General features: G+C 65.8%; 17 protein-coding genes. 8 read left to right on the top strand and 9 right to left on the bottom strand.

The annotated features are described in order from the left end of the window. Positions 1-330, top strand: a 330-nt coding sequence (locus tag ACTG4K_RS07600) for a transposase (protein WP_439113575.1), incomplete at its 5' end; no start/stop codon positions are given. Between the two features lie 402 nt (positions 331-732). Here ACTG4K_RS07600 and gdhA read toward each other — a convergent pair. Next, complete coding sequence (gene gdhA / locus ACTG4K_RS07595) at positions 733-2076, bottom strand: NADP-specific glutamate dehydrogenase (RefSeq protein WP_439113574.1); 1344 nt, start codon at positions 2074-2076, stop codon at positions 733-735. 142 nt (positions 2077-2218) lie between these two features. Next, positions 2219-4174, bottom strand: coding sequence for a DNA mismatch repair endonuclease MutL (mutL, locus tag ACTG4K_RS07590; protein ID WP_439113573.1), 1956 nt, complete (start codon positions 4172-4174; stop codon positions 2219-2221). A gap of 117 nt (positions 4175-4291) precedes the next feature. Between mutL and ACTG4K_RS07585 the strand changes: the two genes are divergently transcribed. The 3 genes from ACTG4K_RS07585 (at position 4292) to ACTG4K_RS07575 (ending at position 6816) form a co-directional block, all read left to right on the top strand. Next, a complete protein-coding gene (locus ACTG4K_RS07585) occupies positions 4292-4867 on the top strand; it encodes a YqaA family protein (RefSeq protein WP_439113572.1) in 576 nt (191 codons plus the stop codon). 90 nt (positions 4868-4957) lie between these two features. Continuing rightward, positions 4958-6301 carry an aromatic ring-hydroxylating dioxygenase subunit alpha gene (locus ACTG4K_RS07580; RefSeq protein WP_439113571.1) on the top strand — a complete coding sequence of 448 codons (1344 nt, stop codon included), beginning with the start codon at positions 4958-4960 and terminating at the stop codon, positions 6299-6301. Continuing rightward, on the top strand, positions 6298-6816 hold the full coding sequence (locus tag ACTG4K_RS07575) for an aromatic-ring-hydroxylating dioxygenase subunit beta (RefSeq protein ID WP_439113570.1): 519 nt from the start codon (positions 6298-6300) through the stop codon (positions 6814-6816). The genes ACTG4K_RS07580 and ACTG4K_RS07575 overlap by 4 nt, the downstream gene beginning before the upstream one ends. A 29-nt stretch (positions 6817-6845) precedes the next feature. On the opposite strand, the gene ACTG4K_RS07570 is transcribed toward ACTG4K_RS07575, so the two are convergent. After that, positions 6846-8342, bottom strand: coding sequence for an N-acetylmuramoyl-L-alanine amidase (locus ACTG4K_RS07570; protein WP_439113569.1), 1497 nt, complete (start codon positions 8340-8342; stop codon positions 6846-6848). Continuing rightward, a complete protein-coding gene (tsaE, locus tag ACTG4K_RS07565) occupies positions 8339-8932 on the bottom strand; it encodes a tRNA (adenosine(37)-N6)-threonylcarbamoyltransferase complex ATPase subunit type 1 TsaE (RefSeq protein WP_439113598.1) in 594 nt (197 codons plus the stop codon). The genes ACTG4K_RS07570 and tsaE overlap by 4 nt, the downstream gene beginning before the upstream one ends. On the opposite strand from tsaE, the gene queG reads away from it, so the two are divergent. Continuing rightward, complete coding sequence (queG, locus tag ACTG4K_RS07560; RefSeq protein WP_439113568.1) at positions 8915-10006, top strand: tRNA epoxyqueuosine(34) reductase QueG; 1092 nt, start codon at positions 8915-8917, stop codon at positions 10004-10006. The two genes, tsaE and queG, sit on opposite strands and share 18 nt — an antisense overlap. On the opposite strand, the gene ACTG4K_RS07555 is transcribed toward queG, so the two are convergent. Next, positions 9994-11556 (bottom strand): acyl-CoA synthetase, encoded by a 1563-nt coding sequence (locus ACTG4K_RS07555; protein WP_439113567.1) that lies wholly within the window; start codon positions 11554-11556, stop codon positions 9994-9996. The two genes, queG and ACTG4K_RS07555, sit on opposite strands and share 13 nt — an antisense overlap. 220 nt (positions 11557-11776) lie before the next feature. Between ACTG4K_RS07555 and ACTG4K_RS07550 the strand changes: the two genes are divergently transcribed. Genes ACTG4K_RS07550 through ACTG4K_RS07540 form a run of 3 tightly spaced genes read left to right on the top strand, consistent with a single transcriptional unit; the run spans position 11777 to position 14290 of the window. After that, the gene (locus ACTG4K_RS07550) at positions 11777-12583 is read left to right on the top strand and encodes an MlaE family ABC transporter permease (RefSeq protein ID WP_439113566.1); all 807 of its coding nucleotides are present in this window, start codon (positions 11777-11779) and stop codon (positions 12581-12583) included. Positions 12584-12587: 4 nt separating this feature from the next. Beyond that, a complete protein-coding gene (locus ACTG4K_RS07545) occupies positions 12588-13625 on the top strand; it encodes an MlaD family protein (RefSeq protein WP_439113565.1) in 1038 nt (345 codons plus the stop codon). Beyond that, the gene (locus tag ACTG4K_RS07540; protein WP_439113564.1) at positions 13622-14290 is read left to right on the top strand and encodes a hypothetical protein; all 669 of its coding nucleotides are present in this window, start codon (positions 13622-13624) and stop codon (positions 14288-14290) included. The genes ACTG4K_RS07545 and ACTG4K_RS07540 overlap by 4 nt, the downstream gene beginning before the upstream one ends. 33 nt (positions 14291-14323) lie before the next feature. Here ACTG4K_RS07540 and ACTG4K_RS07535 read toward each other — a convergent pair whose 3' ends face one another. The 4 genes from ACTG4K_RS07535 to ACTG4K_RS07520 all read right to left on the bottom strand — a co-directional run bounded on the left by ACTG4K_RS07535 (position 14324) and on the right by ACTG4K_RS07520 (position 19463). Further along, positions 14324-15853 carry a S8 family peptidase gene (locus ACTG4K_RS07535; RefSeq protein WP_439113563.1) on the bottom strand — a complete coding sequence of 510 codons (1530 nt, stop codon included), beginning with the start codon at positions 15851-15853 and terminating at the stop codon, positions 14324-14326. A gap of 180 nt (positions 15854-16033) precedes the next feature. Further along, positions 16034-16954, bottom strand: a complete 921-nt coding sequence (locus ACTG4K_RS07530) for an AEC family transporter (protein ID WP_439113562.1) — start codon at positions 16952-16954, stop codon at positions 16034-16036. A gap of 37 nt (positions 16955-16991) precedes the next feature. Beyond that, positions 16992-17402 carry a DUF1850 domain-containing protein gene (locus ACTG4K_RS07525; RefSeq protein ID WP_439113561.1) on the bottom strand — a complete coding sequence of 137 codons (411 nt, stop codon included), beginning with the start codon at positions 17400-17402 and terminating at the stop codon, positions 16992-16994. A gap of 9 nt (positions 17403-17411) precedes the next feature. Continuing rightward, positions 17412-19463: a TRAP transporter permease gene (locus ACTG4K_RS07520; protein ID WP_439113560.1), complete on the bottom strand. Its 2052-nt coding sequence runs from the start codon at positions 19461-19463 to the stop codon at positions 17412-17414. Positions 19464-19518: the final 55 nt, after the last annotated feature.

Genomic DNA, 19518 nt, shown 5'->3' with positions numbered 1-19518 from the left:
ACCTTGGGTGCAGACAAGGGCTATGACGCGGGCGAGTTCATCAAAGCCTTGCAAGACATGGAGGTCGCGCCCCATGTCGCACAGAACAAGGCGGGCAGAGCGTCGGCCGTGCCTGATGAGCTGGCCGCCAGCGAGGGCTACGCCATCTCGCAGCAAAAGCGCAAACGCATTGAGCAGGGGTTTGGCTGGGGCAAGTTCATCGGCCCGATTCGCCAGGTGATGGTGCGTGGCCTCAAGAGAGTCGGTCAGGTCTTCGTGATGACTATGGCGGCTTACAACCTGGTGCGCATGCGCACCTTGGGACAAGTCCGTCTGCAGGGTGCGCAATGAGCGCCAAATGCAGGCAAAAGGCCCTTCAAACGCGCAAACCAGCCCCCTGGATGGCGCTTTGCGCGACCGCGACAGACCCAATCGACCGAAACTGACTCATTGCACTGAACGGGGTCGTTTCGGCGTGAGGTATTTCAGCAGCCTGCTAGGCGCGGCGCGGGGGGGAGCTAGTACATCCGGCGTGAAGTGCACCACCTAGGGCACCGCCGGGCTGGCTTTGCCAGACGGCCAGTGCCGCCCCCCTCAGGGGGGTGACGCGCCCTCAGGCGCGGCGCGGGGGGAAGCTAGTACATCCGGCGTGAAGTGCCCCACCCAGGGCACCGCCGGGCTGGCTTCGCCAGACGGCCAGTGCCGCCCCCCTCAGGGGGGTGACGCGCCCTTAGGCGCGGCGCGGGGGGGAGCCTAGATAACGCCTTGTGCCAGCATGGCGTCGGCCACCTTCACAAAGCCGGCGATGTTGGCGCCGTCGATGTAGCTGACCGATCCATCGGCGCGGGTGCCGTGCTTCAGGCAGGCGGCGTGGATGCCTTGCATGATCTGCAGCAGGCGGGCGTCCACCTCGTCGCGTGGCCATGACAGGCGCAGCGCGTTCTGGCTCATTTCCAGGCCTGAGGTGGCCACGCCGCCGGCGTTGCTGGCCTTGCCTGGCGCGTACAGCACGCCCGCGGCCTCAAACGCCTTGGCCGCTTCGATGGTGGACGGCATGTTGGCGCCCTCGGCCACGCAGACGACACCGTTTTTGATCAGCAGCGCAGCGTCGGCCGCGTTCAGTTCGTTCTGGGTGGCGCAGGGTAGGGCCACGTCCACCGGCACATGCCACGGCGTCACGCCGGCTTCAAACTTCACACCGGTGCGCGCGGCGTAGTCGCTCACGCGGCCGTACAGGTGGTTTTTCACGTCCATCAAGATCGCCAGCTTTTCGGGGGTGAAGCCGTCTTCGTCCACGGTGGTGCCGCTGGAGTCGGACACCGTGATCACCTTGGCGCCCAGTGCCATGGCTTTTTCCACCGCGTACTGCGCCACATTGCCCGAGCCCGACACGCTCACGCGCAGACCGTTAAACGAGCGGCCTTTGGCTTTGAGCATTTCTTCAGCGAAGTACACCGTGCCGTAGCCGGTGGCTTCGGGGCGGATCAGCGAGCCGCCAAAGCTCATGCCTTTGCCGGTGAACACGCAGTCGGCGCGGTTGCTCAGTTTTTTGTACATGCCGGCCATGTAGCCCACTTCGCGGCCGCCCACGCCAATGTCGCCAGCGGGCACGTCGGTGTCGGCGCCCACGTGGCGGAACAGTTCGCTCACAAACGCCTGGCAAAAGCGCATCACCTCGGCCGGGCTCTTGCCCTTGGGGTCGAAGTCGGAGCCACCCTTGCCGCCGCCCATGGGCAGGGTGGTCAGCGCGTTCTTGAAGGTCTGTTCAAACGCCAGAAACTTGAGCACGGAGAGGTTGACCGAGGGGTGAAAGCGAAGGCCGCCCTTGTACGGGCCAATGGCCATGCTGTGCTGGATGCGGTAGCCCTTGTTGACTTGCACATCGCCGTGGTCGTTGACCCATGCGACGCGAAACATCACCACGCGCTCGGGCTCGACCAGGCGGTCCAGCAGCCCTTGCTCGGCGTATTTGGGGTGGGCCGCTATAAAGGGCCACAGGCTTTCCATCACTTCCGTGACGGCTTGGAGAAATTCGGGTTGGCCGGGGTTGCGCTGCTCAACGTGGGCGAGAAAATCGTGAACCGATGCGTATTTCATGGTGTCATGCTCCAAATAAGTGCATGACATTATGCAAAACTGGCATTTTGCGACGTAAAACGCTCTTTAGTGGTGCGTAATGATTTGTTTTGGTGCGTCTTGAGCCCTTGTGATCCCCGTGAAAGTCGATTTTTGGTGCGTTTCAGCGCCCGCGCAAAAACAGCGCATCCAACGCTTTCATGTCCACTTGCCGCCAGGTCGGGCGGCCGTGGTTGCACTGGTCGGAGCGCTCCGTGGTTTCCATCTGGCGCAGCAGGGCGTTCATTTCATCCAGCGTGAGGCGCCGGTTGGCGCGCACTGCACCGTGGCAGGCCATGGTGGCCAGCAGTTCGTTGCGGGCGCGTTGCACCACGGTGCTGGCTTCGTGCTGGGCCAGCTCGGCCAGCACGCTGCGCGCCAGCTCCACCGGGTCGCCTTGGGCCAGTGTGGTGGGCACCGCGCGCACCGCCAGCGTTTTGGGTGAAAACGGCACCACCTCCAGCCCCAGCATGGCCAGCACCACAGCGCTGTCTTCGGCGGTGGCCACTTCTTGCGGTGTGGCGGCAAAGGTGGCGGGTATTAGCAGTGGCTGGCTGGCCAATTGTTCCTCGTCCAGCTGCTGTTTCAGGCGCTCGTAAACGATGCGCTCGTGGGCGGCGTGCATGTCCACCACCACCAGGCCCTGGGTGTTTTCGGCCAATATGTAAACGCCCTGCAGCTGGGCAATGGCGCGGCCCAAAGGCCATTCGCCTGCGGGCAGCGCTTGTGGCGTTGCGGGGGCCGAGGTGCCATCGGTTGCGTTTTGCGTGACCGCCGTGTCCACAGCGCCTCGGGTGGCCTCTGCCCCATAGGCAGCCACCGCGCCCGGTTGGGCAGAGCCGGCCCAAGCGCTGGCCGGATTGGCGCCCCACAGCGCACCCAAATCGCTCACGCGGTGGCCTACTTCGGGTTCGTTGCGCTGCCAGGCCAGCGCTTGCTGGTCCCTGGGGGGCTGCCAGGCGGGTTGCTCGGCGCTGGGCGCCGCACCGGGGGTGGTGGGCTGGGGGGATACCGCTGCAGCGCCCGCGCGCGGTGCGGCCAGGGCCGCCTCCACCGCTCGCCGCACACCTTGGTGCACTTCTCGGCTGTCCCGAAAACGCACCTCAATCTTGGTCGGGTGAACGTTCACGTCCACCCGGGTCGGGTCGATCGACACAAACAGCGCATACACCGGCTGGCGGTGGCCGTGCAACACATCTTCGTAGGCGCTGCGGGCCGCGTGGGTGATCACCTTGTCGCGCACGTAGCGGCCGTTCACATAGGCAAACTGCCAGTCGCTGCGCGAGCGGGCCGCGTCGGGCACGCCGGCAAAGCCCCATACGCGCAGGCGCTGCGGTGCGTCGGCCGCTTCGGACTCAGCGGGGAGGTCCAGCGGCCAGTCTACCGGCACGGCCTGCTCTACAAAATCTTCGCCCAGCACATCGGCCAGGCGCTGGCGCAGGGCGGCCATGCCGCCACCAGCCACTGCGCGCCACTGCGCCACCAGTTTGCTGTCGTGCCAGATGGCAAAGCCCACCTCGGGGTGGGCCAGCGCGTGGCGGCGCACCGCTTCCACGCAATGGGCCAGCTCGGTGGCGTCGGTTTTCAGAAATTTGCGCCGGGCGGGCGTGGCAAAAAAAAGCTCTCGCACCTCCACCGTGGTGCCCACGTTGCGCGCTGTGGGTTGCAGTTCACCGCTGCGCCCGTCCAGCAGCCAGCCGTACGGTTCTTCGGCGGTGTCCACCCGGGTCAGCAGCGACACTTCGGCAATGGAGCAAATGGCGGCCAGCGCCTCACCCCGAAAACCCATGGTGCCCACAGACTCCAGGTCGGCCAGGCTGGCAATTTTGCTGGTGGCGTGGCGCTTGAGCGCGGTGGGCAGTTCGCTGCGCAAGATGCCGCAGCCGTTGTCTTCCACGCTGATCAGCCGCACGCCGCCGGCCTGCAACCGCACCGTGATCTGGCTGGCACCGGCGTCAAGCGCGTTGTCGAGCAACTCGCGCACCACCGAAGCGGGTCGCTCCACCACCTCACCGGCGGCAATCTGGCTGATGAGTTCGTCGGGCAGTTCCCGGATGGGGCGGCGTGGGGGGTTGAGCATGCCCGGAATTGTAGGTTTAGCGCCTGTGGCTTCCACTCCCACGGGCTGTTTTAGCGGGTGCAGGCCAGAACCCCTGCAGCCCCATAATTGACAGGTTTTGTCTCCACCGCACGCCCCATGAAACTCTTTGGCCCCCTTTACGACCGCGTGCTCGCCTGGAGCCGCCACCCCAAAGCCCCCTGGTTTCTGGGTTGTCTGAGCTTTGCGGAGTCGTCTTTTTTCCCCATTCCGCCCGACGTGATGCTGGCGCCGATGGCCTTGGCGCGGCCGAAATCGTGGTTCCGGCTGGCCCTGCTCACCACCTTGGCGTCGGTGCTCGGCGGGCTTCTGGGCTACCTGATCGGCTGGGCGGCCATGGACGCCGTCATGCCCTGGGTCGAGCGCATGGGCTACGCGCCCAAACTGGCGCATGCACAGCTGTGGTTTGAACAGTGGGGCTTCTGGGCGGTGTTGCTGGCGGGGTTTTCGCCCATTCCCTACAAAGCCTTCACCATCACCGCCGGTGGCCTGGGCATGGCACTGCTGCCGTTTACCTTGGCCTCGTTCATTGGGCGTGGCGGGCGCTTTTTTCTGGTGGCTTTCCTCATGGCCCGCTTTGGCCCGGCGGCTGAAGCCAAGCTCAAGCCCGCCATTGAGTGGCTGGGCTGGGGCACGGTGGCGCTCGCTGCAACCGCTTACCTGGTGCTGCGCTGAAGCCTGCTCAGCGCGGGCCCGCGCTGCGGGGCTGCCGTTATTGGTAAGTGGGCGTATCATTTTCTCTTCAGCACCTGCGCGTGAGGAGACATGAATACATCGAACGAAACCGCTCGCTGGAGCGAGCCGGGCACCAGCCGCGTGCCTTTCTGGGCCTACACCGACCCCGCTCTCTACCAGCGCGAGCTGGAACGCCTGTTTTACGGCCCGCACTGGTGCTACGTGGGCCTGGCGGTGGAGATTCCGAACACGGGCGACTACAGGCTGAGCTGGGTGGGCGAGCGCCAGGTCATCATGGTGCGCGACCGCGTGGCCCCCAAAGACCGCGCCACAGACCCCGGCATCCGTGTGGTGGAGAACCGCTGCGCGCACCGCGGCGTGCGCTTTTGCCAGCCGCCCATGGACGGGCAGGTGGGCAACGCGCGCAGCTTTGTGTGCCCTTACCACCAGTGGACCTACAAGCTCAACGGCGACCTCGCCGGCCTGCCGTTCAAAGACGGCGTGAAGGCCCCAGGTGACGAGGGCGAATGCGTGCACGGCGGCATGCCCGAGGGCTTTGACATCAAGCAGAACGGCCTGACCAAGCTGCGCGTGGCGGTGCTGCACGGGCTGGTGTTTGCCACCTTCAGCGAAGACACCGAGCCGCTGGAAGACTACCTGGGCCCGGCCGTGATGCCCTGGCTGGACCGGATTTTCAAAGGCCGCCAGCTGCAGTTGCTGGGCTACAACCGCCAGCGCATTCCGGGCAACTGGAAGCTGATGATGGAGAACATCAAAGACCCTTACCACCCGGGCCTGCTGCACACCTGGTTTGTCACCTTCGGCCTGTGGCGCGCCGACCAGAAAAGCCGCATGGTGATGGACGCGCAGGGCCGTCACGCGGTGATGATTTCGCGCCGCAACGACGGTGGCCAGAGCGCTGTGACCGAGGGTGTGACCAGTTTCAAAGCCGACATGACGCTGCACGATGCCCGCCTGCTCGACGTGGTGTCCGAACCCTGGTGGACCATTGACGACCCGCAGAACCCGGGCCAGACCATCACCCCCACGGTGACCATGATCACGCTGTTCCCCAGCGTCATCGTGCAGCAGCAGGTGAACTCGCTCAGCACCCGCCACATCGTGCCGCGCGGTTCGGGTGAGTTTGACTTTGTGTGGACCCACATCGGCTTTACCGACGACACGCCCGAGATGACCCAGCGCCGTTTGCGCCAGGCCAACCTGTTCGGCCCGGCTGGCTTCGTGAGCGCGGACGACGGCGAGGTGATCGAATTCAGCCAGGACGGCTTCAAACAGTGGGGCGAAGATGGTGCCACGCTGGTGGAACTGGGCGGCACCGCCAACGGCATTGGCGAGCCGCCCACCGAACACATGGTGACCGAAACCCTGATCCGCGGCATGTACGCCTACTGGAAGAAAGCGATGGACCTGTGAACCCCCTTCAGACGCTGGGCGACGTCGCCCTGCAGAGCCTGCTGCTGCACCACGCGATTGACCGTTTCAACGCCGACTACGCCGCCGCTCTCGACGGACGCCGCTTTGACGCCTGGCCCGAGTGCTTCACCGAGGACGCACGGTATTGGGTGCAGGCGCGTGAAAACTTTGACCGCGGCTTGCCCCTGGCGCTGCTGGCGCTGGAAAGCCAGGGCATGCTGCGCGACCGCATTTACGGCACCAGCCACACCATCTACCACGGCCCGTACTACACGCGCCATGTGGTCAGCCCGGCGCGCGTGACCGCAGCCGGGGCTGGCACGGCCGCAGACCCCGTGCGCGCCGAGGCCCACTATGCGGTGTTTCGCACCAAGCCAGGCAGCGTGAGCGAGGTCTACAACGTGGGCCGCTACATCGACGCCTTTGTGCGCACCGAAGCCGGCCTGAAACTGCAGGAGCGGCGCTGTGTGTACGACAGCGAGATGGTGTTGAACTCGCTGATCTACCCGATTTGAGCGGCTGAGCCTGCAGCGCCGGCCGCGCTTTACAGCTGCCGGGTGCGCGCCAGCGGCGGATTTTGTGAAAAGTACCGCACGATGCCTTTGAGCAGGGCATCGGACAGCTCCGTCTGGTAGGCCACGCTTTTCAGGCGCAATTCTTCTTCCGGGTTGCTGATGAACGCCGTTTCCACCAGCACGCTCGGAATGTCGGGCGCTTTCAGCACCGCAAACCCGGCCTGTTCCACGCGCGGCTTGTGCAGCTTGCCCACGAGGCCCACCTCGCCCAGCATGGCGCTGCCCAACTTCAGGCTGTCGTTGATCTGCGCGGTGGTGCTCATGTCGAGCATGGCGCGCTGCACGGTGGCGTCTTTGGCTTTGACGTTCAGACCGCCTACCAGATCGGCGGCGTTTTCCTTGTTGGCCATCCAGCGGGCCGACGCACTGCTGGCCCCCCGGGTGCTCAACGCGTACACGCTTGCACCTTGCGGGCGTGGGGTGTAGAAGGCGTCGGCATGCAGGCTGATGAACAGGTCGGCCTGCACCCGCTGGGCTTTTTGTACCCGCACGTGCAGCGGCACGAAAAAGTCGGCGTCGCGGGTGAGGTAGGCGCGCATGGGGTTGCCGTTCACCCGGGTCGCGTTGATGCGGTCGCGCAGGCGCAGTGCAATTTGAAGCACCACGTCTTTTTCGTAGGTGCCACCGGGCCCAATGGCGCCCGGGTCTTCGCCGCCGTGTCCGGGGTCCAGCGCCACCACAATCAGCCGCTCGGTGGCTCGGCCGGTTTGCACCGCCTGTTTGGCCGGGCTGCCACTGGCGTTGGCGCTCACGGTGGCGCCCACGCCGGCGCGGTCGGTGCCGGGGCGGGTGGGCGGCGTGCTGGCTGTCGGGGTGGGCGCGGGCATGCGGCTTGCGCCTGCGCCGGGGCGCTCGCGCAGGGCAATCAGAGCACCCAGCGGGTCCACTGCGGTGTCGGGTACCGGCGCAGGGTCCGTGGTTGGTGTGCTTGCGCCCATCGCTCCCATGGCGCCGGTTTCCAGGCCCAGCAAGCGCGCTGCGCGTTCGCTGGCCTCGTCCAGCTCTTTCACGCGCTGGCTGATCAGCTGCTCCAGCGGGTCGGGTGCGTTCAGCGGGTACAGGTCAAACACCAGCCGGTGCTGGTAAGCCGCCACGGGCTGCAGGTTGAAAACCTGCGGGCGCATGGGCTGCTTCAGCGCCAGCACCAGCTGCACCGTGTTGCCCGCACCCTGCGCCACGCGGATACCCGCAATGTTGGGGTCGTTGGTTTTCAGCTGGCCCACCAGTTCGCGTAGGCCGGCCACCAGGTCAATGCCTTCCAGCTCCACCGCCAGCGAAGCAGGGTCCGACGTCACCGTCTGGCGCACCTTGAGCGCACCGTCCGACTCGATGGTGACGCGGGTGTAATCTTCAGCAGGCCACAGCCGCACGGCCACCACGCTGGCGCCGCGTGCAATGTGCTGCACGCCCAGCAGCAGCACCAGCGTGCCGGCGCGCAGCAGCGTGCGGCGTTCGATGCTGCTCATGCCGTCAGAGCGTCCAGCAAACATTGGCCGGTCGGCGTATGCGCCGTCAGCCGCACCTGGCGGGCTTCGTCGGGTTCTGCATCGGCGGGGTGGGTGTGGCTCATGTCGTCGGGTTGGATGTCGATGTCGAGGTCAACGACGGGCAAAAAAGGGCCGGCGCGCTTGGGCCATTCCACCAACTTGAGACCCGGCGTGGCGAAAAGTTCGCGAAAACCCGCATCCTCCCACTCTCGCGGGTCGTTGAAGCGGTAAAAGTCGAAGTGCCAGACCAGCAACGGCTCGCCCGCGGGCATCAGCGGGCAGTCGATGGCGCTGTGGGGTTCCACCACCGCATAGGTGGGGCTTTTGATGCGCCCGCGCACGCCCAGCGCCCGCAGCAGGTGGCGCACAAAGGTGGTCTTGCCGGCGCCCAGGTCGCCGTGCAGCGCGAGGGTGGCGTGCGCCAGGGCCGGGCAGGTGGCCAGTTGGCGGGCAAAGGCCTCGGTGTCGGCCTCGCTGGCCCAGTGCCCGTGCCAGGCCGCGCGAGCCTTGGGCGTGTCTGGCCCGGTGGGCGTTTCTACAATGGGCGGCATATGAAGTCCGGTTTTGATGCTGCTCAACTCGTCTCACAGATACAGGCCTGGGGCCGGGAGCTCGCATTTTCCCAAATTGGCGTGGCCGGTGTCGACCTTTCGGCAGCCGAGCCTGGCCTTCAAGCCTGGCTGGATGCTGGTTTCCACGGCGATATGGGCTACATGGCCAGCCACGGCATGAAACGCGCGCGGCCCGCCGAGCTGGTGGCGGGCACGGTGAGCGTGATCACCGCGCGCATGGACTACCTGCCGCAGGGCACCCCCGAAGACTGGCAAGCCACCGAGCTGGCGCGCCTTCAGCGGCCGGGCGAAGCGGTGGTCTCGCTCTACGCCCGGGGGCGTGATTACCACAAGGTCTTGCGCAGCCGCCTGCAAAAACTGGCCGAGCGCATCGCTGCCGAAGTGGGCCCGCTGGGCCACCGTGTGTTTACCGACTCCGCCCCGGTGCTGGAGGCCGAACTGGCGCAGCGCAGCGGCCAGGGCTGGCGCGGCAAACACACGCTGGTGCTCAACCGCGAAGGCGGCTCGATGTTTTTTCTGGGCGAGATCTACCTGGACATTGCCTTGCCCGCGAGCGAGCCGGTGAGCGACCATTGCGGCGCCTGCACCGCCTGCATAGCCGTGTGCCCCACGCAAGCCATCCTCGGGCCGCAGCGGCTGGACGCCCGGCGCTGCATCAGCTACCTCACCATCGAACACGCGGGGCCCATTCCCGAAGAGCTGCGCCCGCTCATGGGCAACCGCATCTACGGCTGCGACGACTGCCAGCTGGTGTGCCCCTGGAACAAGTTTGCGCAGCGCACCAGCTTGCCCGACTTCGACCCACGCGAAGGCCTCACCGGCTCAACGCTGATCGAACTGTTTGCCTGGACCGAAGACGAGTTTCTGCGCCGCACCGAAGGCAGCCCCATCCGCCGCATTGGGCATGCGCGGTGGCTGCGCAATATTGCGGTGGCGATGGGCAATGCGCTGCGGCTGGCGGACGATCCGGCCTTGCGCTCTGCGCTGGTCTCGCGCGGGCAGCACCCGGACGCCGTGGTGCGCGAGCATGTGGCCTGGGCGCTGGCGCAGACCGCCTTTCAGCCCGCGTAGTTGCGTCGCAGTTCTCTTTTCAGCAGCTTGCCGCTCGGGTTTTTGGGCAAGGTGTCGGCAAACACCACGCGTTTGGGCGCCTTGAAGTGCGCCATGTGCGCGTTGCAGTGGGCCAGCACCTCGGCCTCGGTGAGCTGCTGGCCGGCTTTCACCACCACCACAGCCGCCACGGCTTCTACCCACTTGGGGTCGGGCAGGCCAATGACCGCCACCTCGCTCACCGCAGGCAGGCGGTAGATCATTTCTTCCACCTCGCGGCTGGCCACGTTTTCGCCACCGGTTTTGATCATGTCTTTCTTGCGGTCCACCACGGTGATGAAGCCTTCGTCGTCGATCACGGCCAGGTCGCCGCTGTGGAACCAGTCGCCCTCGAAGCTGGCGGCGGTGCGCTCGGGGTCGTTGAAGTAGCCGAGCATGAGGTGCGGCGAGCGGTGCACGATTTCGCCGACCTCGCCCACGGCCACGTCCTGCATCGCGTCGTTGACCACGCGGGTTTCCACGTTCAGCACGGCCTTGCCGCACGAGCCGGGTTTGCGCAGTTGGTCGTCGGGGCCGAGCATGGTGGCCAGCGGGGCAATTTCTGTCTGGCCGTACAGGTTCCACAGCCGCACGTTGGGCAGGCGCGTGGCCAGCTCTTTGAGCACCTCGACCGGCATGATGGACGCGCCGTAGTAGCCCTTGGTCAGGCTGCCCAGCTTGGCCGCGTCGAACAGCGGCGAGCGCAACAGCGCGATCCAGACCGTGGGCGGCGCAAAGAAACTGGTGATTTGCAGCCGCTCGATCAATGCGAGCAGGTTGTCGGGCACCGGCTTGCTGGTGATCACGTTGCTGCTGCCGATGTAGATGGCCGGGCCAAAAAACACGTCGAGCTGGGCGCAGTGGTACAGCGGCAGGGCGTGCAGGGTGCGGTCGGTCTCGGCAATTTCGGCGTTGATGATGCAGCTGACGTACTGCCACAGCACCGCGTCGTGCGTGAGCATGGCGCCTTTGGGGGTGGACTCGGTGCCACTGGTGTACACAATCTGGGCCAGGTCAAAGCTGCCCAGGGTCACGTCGGGCAGGGCGTCGGCGCAGGCGGTGAGTGCGTCGAAAGCGTGCATGCCGGGCACCGGCTCGCTCGGGTCTTCGCTGGGCAGCCAGATGAACTGCTTTACCTGCGTGTCCAGCGCTGACGCCTCACGCGCCAGCCCGGCCAGGCCGCTGTCGGTGGCGAGCGTCTGGGCACCCGCGTGGCGCAATATGTAGGCCACCTCGTCGGCCTTGAGCATGAAGTTGATGGGCACCATCACCGCGCCCCGGCGCGCCAGCGCAAAGCGCAAGGCGGCAAAGCCGTGCGAATTGCGTGCCAGTACGGCCACCTTGTCGCCCTCCATGACGCCGATGGTGTGCAGCCCTGCGGCCAGGCGGGAGACCAGCGCGTCAAACTCGGCGTAGGTCCAGCTCGTGGCGCCGCAAACAATGGCGGTTTTGGCCGGCAGGCGAACGGCGGTGCGGTGCAGGGCATCGGCAATGGTCTGGCGGCGTACCACCGGGTGAAGGCTGCTTGTCATGGCTTGTTCCTGAATAGGCATTTGAGAAAAAGGCGCGGGCAGCGCCAAGGGGCTGCCGTGTGGCGTGCCACGATTGAAAACCAAATGGCCCCGGTTGCCATGCGCGTTTACACCAGCCTGCTGTCACCTGCGTGCCCAGGTTCGCCGTTCGTTTTCAGCCGGGTTTCGCTGCATTGACGCGCCACAAGCCGTGACAGGTCTCGCGGGCTATCATGCCGCCATGGACCCTGTCTCAACCGCCCAAACCAAGCTCAGCCAATGGGGCCAGCGGGTACGTGCCACCTGGACCAACTGGTGGCAGGTGTTGCTACTGGGCGCTCAGATTGTGGTGCTGGCGTTTTTGCCATCGAGCTACCAGCGCGGCGCGCAGCGCGCCGCCGTGTTGCGCAACCTGTATCTGGCTACGGCGCCACTGCTGACCTGGTTTCTGGTGCTCTCGGCGCTCATCAGCGTGGTTCTGATCCGCATTGTGGTGGCCACTGCCTTCAGCTACGGCCTGTCGCAATACGCGCTGGAGGTGCTGGTGCGCACGCTCGTGCTGGAGCTGATTCCGCTGTATGCCGCCATGTTTGTGGCGGTGCGCTACGCCATGCCGGGCGCGCAGCGCATACGCAAACTGCTGGCCGAGCAGCAGCGCAACGGCGTGGAGTACAACGACCAGGCCCTGCTGCGCACCGAGTTGCTGCCGCGCGCCTTGGCCACGGTGTTTTCGGTGCTGCTGCTGGCGGCGGTGAGCTGCGTGGTGGCGCTGGTGCTGGCTTACCTCACGGTCTATGGTTTTTCGCCCTGGGGTTTTCCGTCGTACACGCGCAGCGTGGGCAGTGTGTTCACACCGGCCGTCACGCTCATATTCAGCCTCAAGACCCTGTTTTTCAGCCTCGCGGTGGCGGTGGTGCCGCTGGCCGCCAGCGCCCAGCGCGACGCCGACGGCCGCTACAGCCGCCGCAGCGACATTTCCGAGTTCGCCCGCCTGTTTTCGGTGGTGCTGCTGATTGAAGTGCTGTCACTGGTCGGCAACTATTACTGAGCCCATGAACACCACAAACCCACCCCTGCCCGAGCCCGAAGTGCCGACGCCGCTGCCGCCAGACCAGCCGCCGCCGGTGAAAAATCTGGAGGTCAAGGCCGCGCTGCTGCTGTTGCTCATGCTGGTGCTCGTGATCGGTTCGGCGCTGTATGTGCTGTACGCGCGCGGCGCCTTTGAACGCACGCAGCGCCTGGTGCTGGTGTCGGACGATATTGAAGGCGTGGTGGTGGGCATGGACATGACCTTTGCCGGCTTTGCCATTGGCCGGGTGGCCCGGGTGGAATTGGGCGACGACGGCAACGCCCGCATTTTGGTGGACGTGCCCAGCAAAGATGCGCGCTGGCTGCGCACATCGAGCATCTTCACCATGGAACGCAGCCTGGTGGGCAGCACCCGCATACGCGCCTACAGCGGCGTGCTGGAAGACCCGCCGCTGGAAGACGGCGCCGAGCGCACCGTGCTGCGCGGCGACGCGGCGGCTGAAATACCCAAGCTCACCGCGTCCATCAGAGACCTGTTGGACAACCTGAACGCGCTCACCAACTCGGATGCGGCACTGGCCCAGAGCCTCAACCATCTCCAGAGCGTGACGGCAAAACTCAACGGACCGCAAGGCGCCATGGGTGTGCTGCTGGGCAACGAAGCCGATGCGAAGAAAGTGGCCGAAGCGCTGACCCGCAGCAACGCGCTGCTGGCGCGCGCCGACACGCTGGTGGCACGCCTGGACGGACTGGTGAAAAACGCCGACAGGCAGGTGTTTGGCGAAGGCGCTGCGCCCGGCCAGGGCGGGCTGGTGACCGACGCACGCGCCACCGTGCAGCAACTCAACGGCTTGCTGGGCGAAGCCCGGGGCAGCCTGCAACGGGTGGACGCGGTGCTGGTGGAAGCCCAGGCCATTGCCAGCAACACCCGCGAAGCCACGGTGGACCTGAATGTGCTGCGTGCCGAGGTGGAAGCCAGCCTGCGCAAGGTGGACAGCCTGGTGAATGAACTCAACCGCAAGTGGCCGTTTGCCCGCGACACCGACATACGACTGCCATGAACACACGCCTGCTTTCCTTGAGCCTGCTCGCGCTTTCCCTGGCGGCCTGCAGCAACACGCCACCCCCACCCGACTGGCAGATGAACGCCAAAAGCAGCCTGGAGCGCGCCGCAGATGCCTGGCTCAGCGGTGACAGCCGCATCGAAGCGGTGGAATTTGCCCGCGCCCGCAGCGAGGTGGCGCGCACCGGCCAGCCCGAGCTGGTGGCCCGTGTGGAGCTGCTGCGCTGCGCCACGCGGGCGGCCTCTCTGGTGTTTGAAACCTGCACCGGTTTTGAGGCCTTGGCGGCCGACGCAGCACCCGCCGAGCTGGCTTATGCGCGGTACCTCAAAGGCCAAGCGCTGGCGGTGGACGCGGCGCTGCTGCCCGAGGTCCACCGGCCACTGGCCTTGGCCACAGCGCCGGAGAGCGCTCTGGTCAACATCAAAGACCCGCTCTCAAGCCTGGTCGCTGCGGGCGTGCTGCTGCAGCGGGGCGTGGCGACCCCGGGCGTTGTGGCGCAAGCGGTGCAAACTGCCTCGGCCCAGGGCTGGCGCCGCCCGCTGCTGGCCTGGCTGAAGGTGCAGCAGGCGCGGGCGCAGGCCAGTGGTGCGGTGGAGGAAGCGGCGCGCATTCAGCGGCGCATGGATCTGGTGGCGCCACTGCCGCCCACCCCCACGAAGTGAGGCCTGCAGGGCTCGGCAAGACGGTTGCCCGCCTTATTTGGTGATCCGGATGGCCGTGACGCTGTTTTGCGAACTCTCGTAAACCATGGAGTTGCCGCTCACCTGGTTGACTTTGGCCTCCGTGGCGCTGGTGCGGTTGTTGATGGTGCTGCTGGTCACACTGCACGAACCCGTGCTCAGGCTGGTGGTGCAGCTCCCGCTGCCACCCGGGTTGAACCCGACGCTGACGCTAGCGCCCCCCACCGGCGTTCCGCTGGCCAGGTCGCGCACCGTCACGGTGGCCTGTGCCTGCCAGTTTTTCTTGCTGAGCAACGCTTTGCCCGACATGGCACTCACCGCCACGCTCAGGGTTGCGGGCTCTTGAGCCTGCCCGGTACCCAGCGCGTACAGCAAAGCGTTGGGCGAACCGGTGCCGATGCTGCTGAGCTTGTTGACAGACGCGGTATTTTTCAGGTGATCAGACACCGCTTGCGGGCTGGCTTGCGGCTGTGTTTGCAACACCAGTGCCGCCACACCGGCCACGTGTGGGCTGGCCATGGACGTGCCGTTGAGCGTGGCCGTGGCGGTGTCGCTGGTGATCCAGGCCGACACAATGGCGCTGCCGGGCGCAAACACGTCAAGGCAGGTGCCAAAGTTGGAGTAGCTGGCGCGTGCGTCAGTAGATGTGGTGGCGCCCACGGTGATGGCCAGGGGCTCCCGAGCGGGCGAATAGTTGCACGCGTTGGCGTTGTCGTTGCCGGCGGCCACCACCACGGTCACGCCTTTGCCCACCGCGCCAGCCACGGCTGCGTCCAGCGAGGCCGAGGCTGGCCCGCCCAGCGACAGGTTGGCCACGGCCGGACGGTGGGCCTGGCTGGCCACCCAGTCGATGCCCGCGATCACGCCGCTGTAAGAGCCTGAGCCGTCGCACCCGAGGACCCGCACCGGCACCAGCTGAACACCTTTGGCAACGCCCCAGGTGGTGCCGCCCACGGAGCCCGCCACATGGGTGCCATGGCCATTGCAATCGTTGGTTCCCTGGCCATCGTTGATGGCGGTGAACCCGGCCAGCATGCGGCCCGAAAAGTCCTGGTGACCCGCGCGGATGCCTGTGTCGATGACATAAGCGCGCACCCCCAGGCCGGTGGCGGTGTATTCGTACGTGCTGCTCAGCGGGCGGTCGACCTGGTCGATGCGATCTAAGCCCCAGGGCGCGCTGTTTTGTGTGTTGTTGAGGTAGATCACAGCGTCCTGTTCGATCAGGCGCACCTCGGGTTTGTTGCGCAGCGCGTTGACGGCGGCCGCGGGCAGGCGCGCGCTGAAACCCTTGAAAGCATGCTGGTACACCCGGCCCAATGTGCCACCCGTTCCTTGTATAAGTTGTCGGGCCTCGTTGTCTGCATCGCTCACCGAGGGGTTCAGCGTCACGATGTACTGGTGGGCAATCGGCTTGCCGATGACCGTGGGTTTGGCGGCCTGTTTGACGGTCTGCGCGGTCGCCGGGGCCAGGCTTGCCAAGGCGATGGCCACCACGGCAAGCGCGGTTTTGGGCCCGAAGTCTGGGGTTGAAAACTGGTGGGACATGGTCTCGCTCTCTGGGTGAAAAACACAATCGCCAGGCCAGCCAGTGAGCCCGGGCGCTTCTTGAGTGCCTGGGAACTGGCGGGTATTCGCCTAGTCATCAGACGACTTATCGGTACCTCTTCACCAAACTTGAGCGCGACACGTGTGCGGGCGGCCTCTTTTGCGCTGACCCGCCGTACTTCACCCGAGATGGAGTTGCCCCAGCACCCCCAGCGCAAACGGCAAGCTCGCCATGCCCAGCAGGGTGGACAGCGTGACCAGCCCGGCCACATACGGGCCGTTGTAGCCCATGCGTGCCGCCAGCACGTAGCAGCTGGATGCGGTGGGTACGGCCGAAAACATGAGCAGCACGGTGGTTTGGGTGGCGTCCAGCCGGAACAGCAGCGCCAGGCCAAATGCCATGAGCGGCATGGCCAGGTGTTTCACGGCCAGCACCATGGCGCCCAGCGTTTTGGCCGATGCCAGGGTGCCGAACTGCATGCCGGCACCGGCGGCCATCAGGCCCAGCGCCAGCGAGGCCTGGCCAATGCGGTTCACCGTGGGTTCCAGCCACACTGGCATGGAAAACCCGAGCAGGTTGGCGACCAGGCCGCTGGCGGTGCCCACGATGAGAGGGTTGCGCACCAGCTCGCGCACGAGACCTTTGCCTGCGTGTCGCGCCATGGGCCACACGGCACCGACGTTGAACAGCGGCACGCACACGCCAATCAGCACCGCGATCATCAGCAGCCCTTGGGGCCCGGCCACTTTGTCGGCCAGCGCCAGCGCAATGAACGAGTTGAACCGAAAGCCCACCTGCGCACTGGCCGCGTGCAACCGCACGTCCAGCTTGTTGCCCAGCCACGGCCAATAGGGCAGCGAGTAGCTGAGTGCAATGGCCGCCACGCCCAGCGAAAGGCCAGCCCCCATGAGGCTGGAGGCGGCAGACAAGTCCAGCGGGCTTTTCACAATGGAGTGAAACAACAGCACCGGGAACAGAAAGTAATACACCAGGATCTCCACCTGCGACCACACCCCGCGGTTGAGCGCGGTGAAGCGGCACAGCAGGTAGCCGATGAGGATGAGCGAGAAATCTGGGAAGAGGAGTTGGGCGAAGTTCACGCGGGGAGCATAGCAACGGTGGGCTTGGCAAGCGGCATCAGCCGGGATGGCTGCAAGCCGTTAGCCGGGTAATGCCGCCATCGGACGGCAACCAGACCGACAGGGGCTGGCACTGGCCTTGCAGGCACAGCTCGTAGTCGGGTGTGAATTCCGAGCGCGTCAGGCGCAGTTCGGCCGGGTTTCGCATGTGCGGTGTGTAGGTGTACCGGCCGTTGATCAGGCGCGCGTCGTCGGGCGGCTCCATGCCGGCGGCCGAGCCGCGCACCCGCGCGGCCAGCGCCTGCAGCGTCGGTGGCGATGGCGATGGCGATGGCGTAACGGCGTAGTCTTCTTCCCAGCGCACTTTTTCAATGGAGTGCATCCAGGCCAGCGTGAAGCGCTCGGCGGGCACAAACACCGGCGCTGCGCTTGATGCCGCCAGCGCCAGACAGATACCGATCAGGGCCACCGCCGGGCTTCAGCGTGCCGCCGCCAGGGCGCGCTGCTGGCGCGTGCGCCAGAAGTGCCAGGCGATGAAAACCGCCACGGCGCCCAGTCCAATTTCGTCGGTCAGCGGCAGGGCCACCACCAGGAAGCTGGCCGAGCCAAAGGCAACAATGCGTTCCACCACGTTCAGCCGACTGAACAGGAAACCAATGGCAGCCGCTCCCCACATGGCAATGGCCACCAGCGCTTTGAAGACGATCCAGGCGGTGTCGGTCCAGTCGCCGCTTTGCAGCATGAGCGCCGGGCTGTAGACCGCCATGAAGGGCACGATGAAACCGGCAATGGCCACGCGGATGGCCTGCATGCTGATCTTCAACCCGCTCTCGCGCGCTATAGGCGCTGCGGCAAAACAGGCCAAGGCCACTGGCGGTGTCAGGTCGGCCATGATGCCGAAATAGAACACGAACATGTGCGAGACGATGAGCGGCACGCCCAGCTCCAACAGCACCGGCGCGGCCAGCGAGCTGGTGATGATGTAATTGGGAATGGTGGGAATGCCCATGCCCAGCACCAGGCAGGTGAGCATGGTCAGCACCAGCGCCAGGAACAGGCTTTCGCGGCCGATGGCGATGATGTGGCCGCCGAGTTCGGCGGCCACGCCGGTGAGGTTGATGACACCAATGATCACGCCCACCAGCGCGCAGGCAATGGCCACGGGCAGGGCGTGGCGCGCGCCGTCCACCAGCGCTTTCACGGCCAGGGCGCGTGCATCGCCCCCGGTGCGCAAGATGAACGTAAGCGCCACCAACAAGGCGCTCACCACAAAGAAGGTACCCACGCCAAACTGGAAGAAGCCCGCGCAGGCAAAGCCCAGCAGCACCCAGGCCAAGCCGCGCAGCGCCATGGGCTTGACGCCGCTGATGACCGCCGCGCCAAAAATCAGAATGACCGTGAGGCCCAGTCCCACGGTGCCTGAAAACAACGGTGTGTAGCCCGAAAACAGCAGCGCCACCAGACCGGCCAGCGGCAGCAGCAGGTACCAGCGCTCTTTCACGGCGGTCCAGGGGTTGGGACATTCGTCTTTGGGCAAGCCCATGAGGCCCTTGCGCCCGGCTTCCAGGTGCACCATCCAGAACGCGGTGACGAAATACAAGATGGCCGGGATCAGCGCCGCCTTGACGATCTCGATGTAGGGCACGTTGATGGTCTCGGCCATGATGAAGGCCACGGCCCCCATCACCGGCGGCATGATCTGCCCGCCCATGCTGGCCGTGGCTTCTACACCGCCGGCAAAGGCTGGGCTGTAGCCAAAGCGCTTCATGAGCGGAATGGTGAACTGCCCGGTGGTGACCACGTTGGCCACGCCCGAGCCGTTGATGGTGCCCATGAGGCCAGAGGAAATGACCGATACCTTGGCCGGGCCACCGCGGGTGTGGCCCACCGTGCCCATGGCGAAATCGTTGAACAGGCGAATCATGCCGGCCTGCTCCAGAAACGCGCCAAACAGAATGAACAGAAAAATGTAGGTGGACGACACGTAGGTGGGTGTGCCGTAGAGGCCTTCGGTGCCAAAACCCAGCGTGCTCACGATCTGGTCCAGCCCGTAGCCGCGGTGCGCCATGGCGCCGGGCAGGTGTTCGCCAAACATGGCATACAGCAAAAACGTGGCGCACACCAGCGGCAAGCCCCAGCCCATCACGCGCCGTGCCGCTTCAAACACCAAGGCAATCAGCAGCACGCCCACCACCCAGTCGGCCTGCGTCAGGTCGCCGGCGCGCTGGGTCAGGTCGGCTTCAAAAAGCCACTGGTACAAGCCGGTGGCAAAGCCGGCAATGCCCAGCACCCAGCCCGCTGCGCGCCACAGGCCCGAGCGCCCGCCCATGGGCGGAAACAGCGCAAAGATCATCAGCAGCACAAAGCCCACGTGAATGGCGCGGATCACCTGGCTGGAAAGCGGGTGAAACGAAGCCATCCAGAGCTGGTAGGCCGAAAACGCGATGGCGACCCAGAAGATGGCGCCGGTGAGGGCGCTGCCGTGGCCGCCAGGGTTGTCGTTGGGTGGGTTGCTGGTGTGGTCGTTCATGTGAGCTTGTGTCGACAGAAATGGAAACGGCCCCGGGTAGGGGCCGCGTCGCAAA

This window comes from Hydrogenophaga sp., from assembly GCF_965657535.1.
Taxonomy (GTDB): Bacteria; Pseudomonadota; Gammaproteobacteria; order Burkholderiales; family Burkholderiaceae_C; genus Hydrogenophaga.
This window is presented reverse-complemented; position numbering and strand designations above follow the sequence as displayed.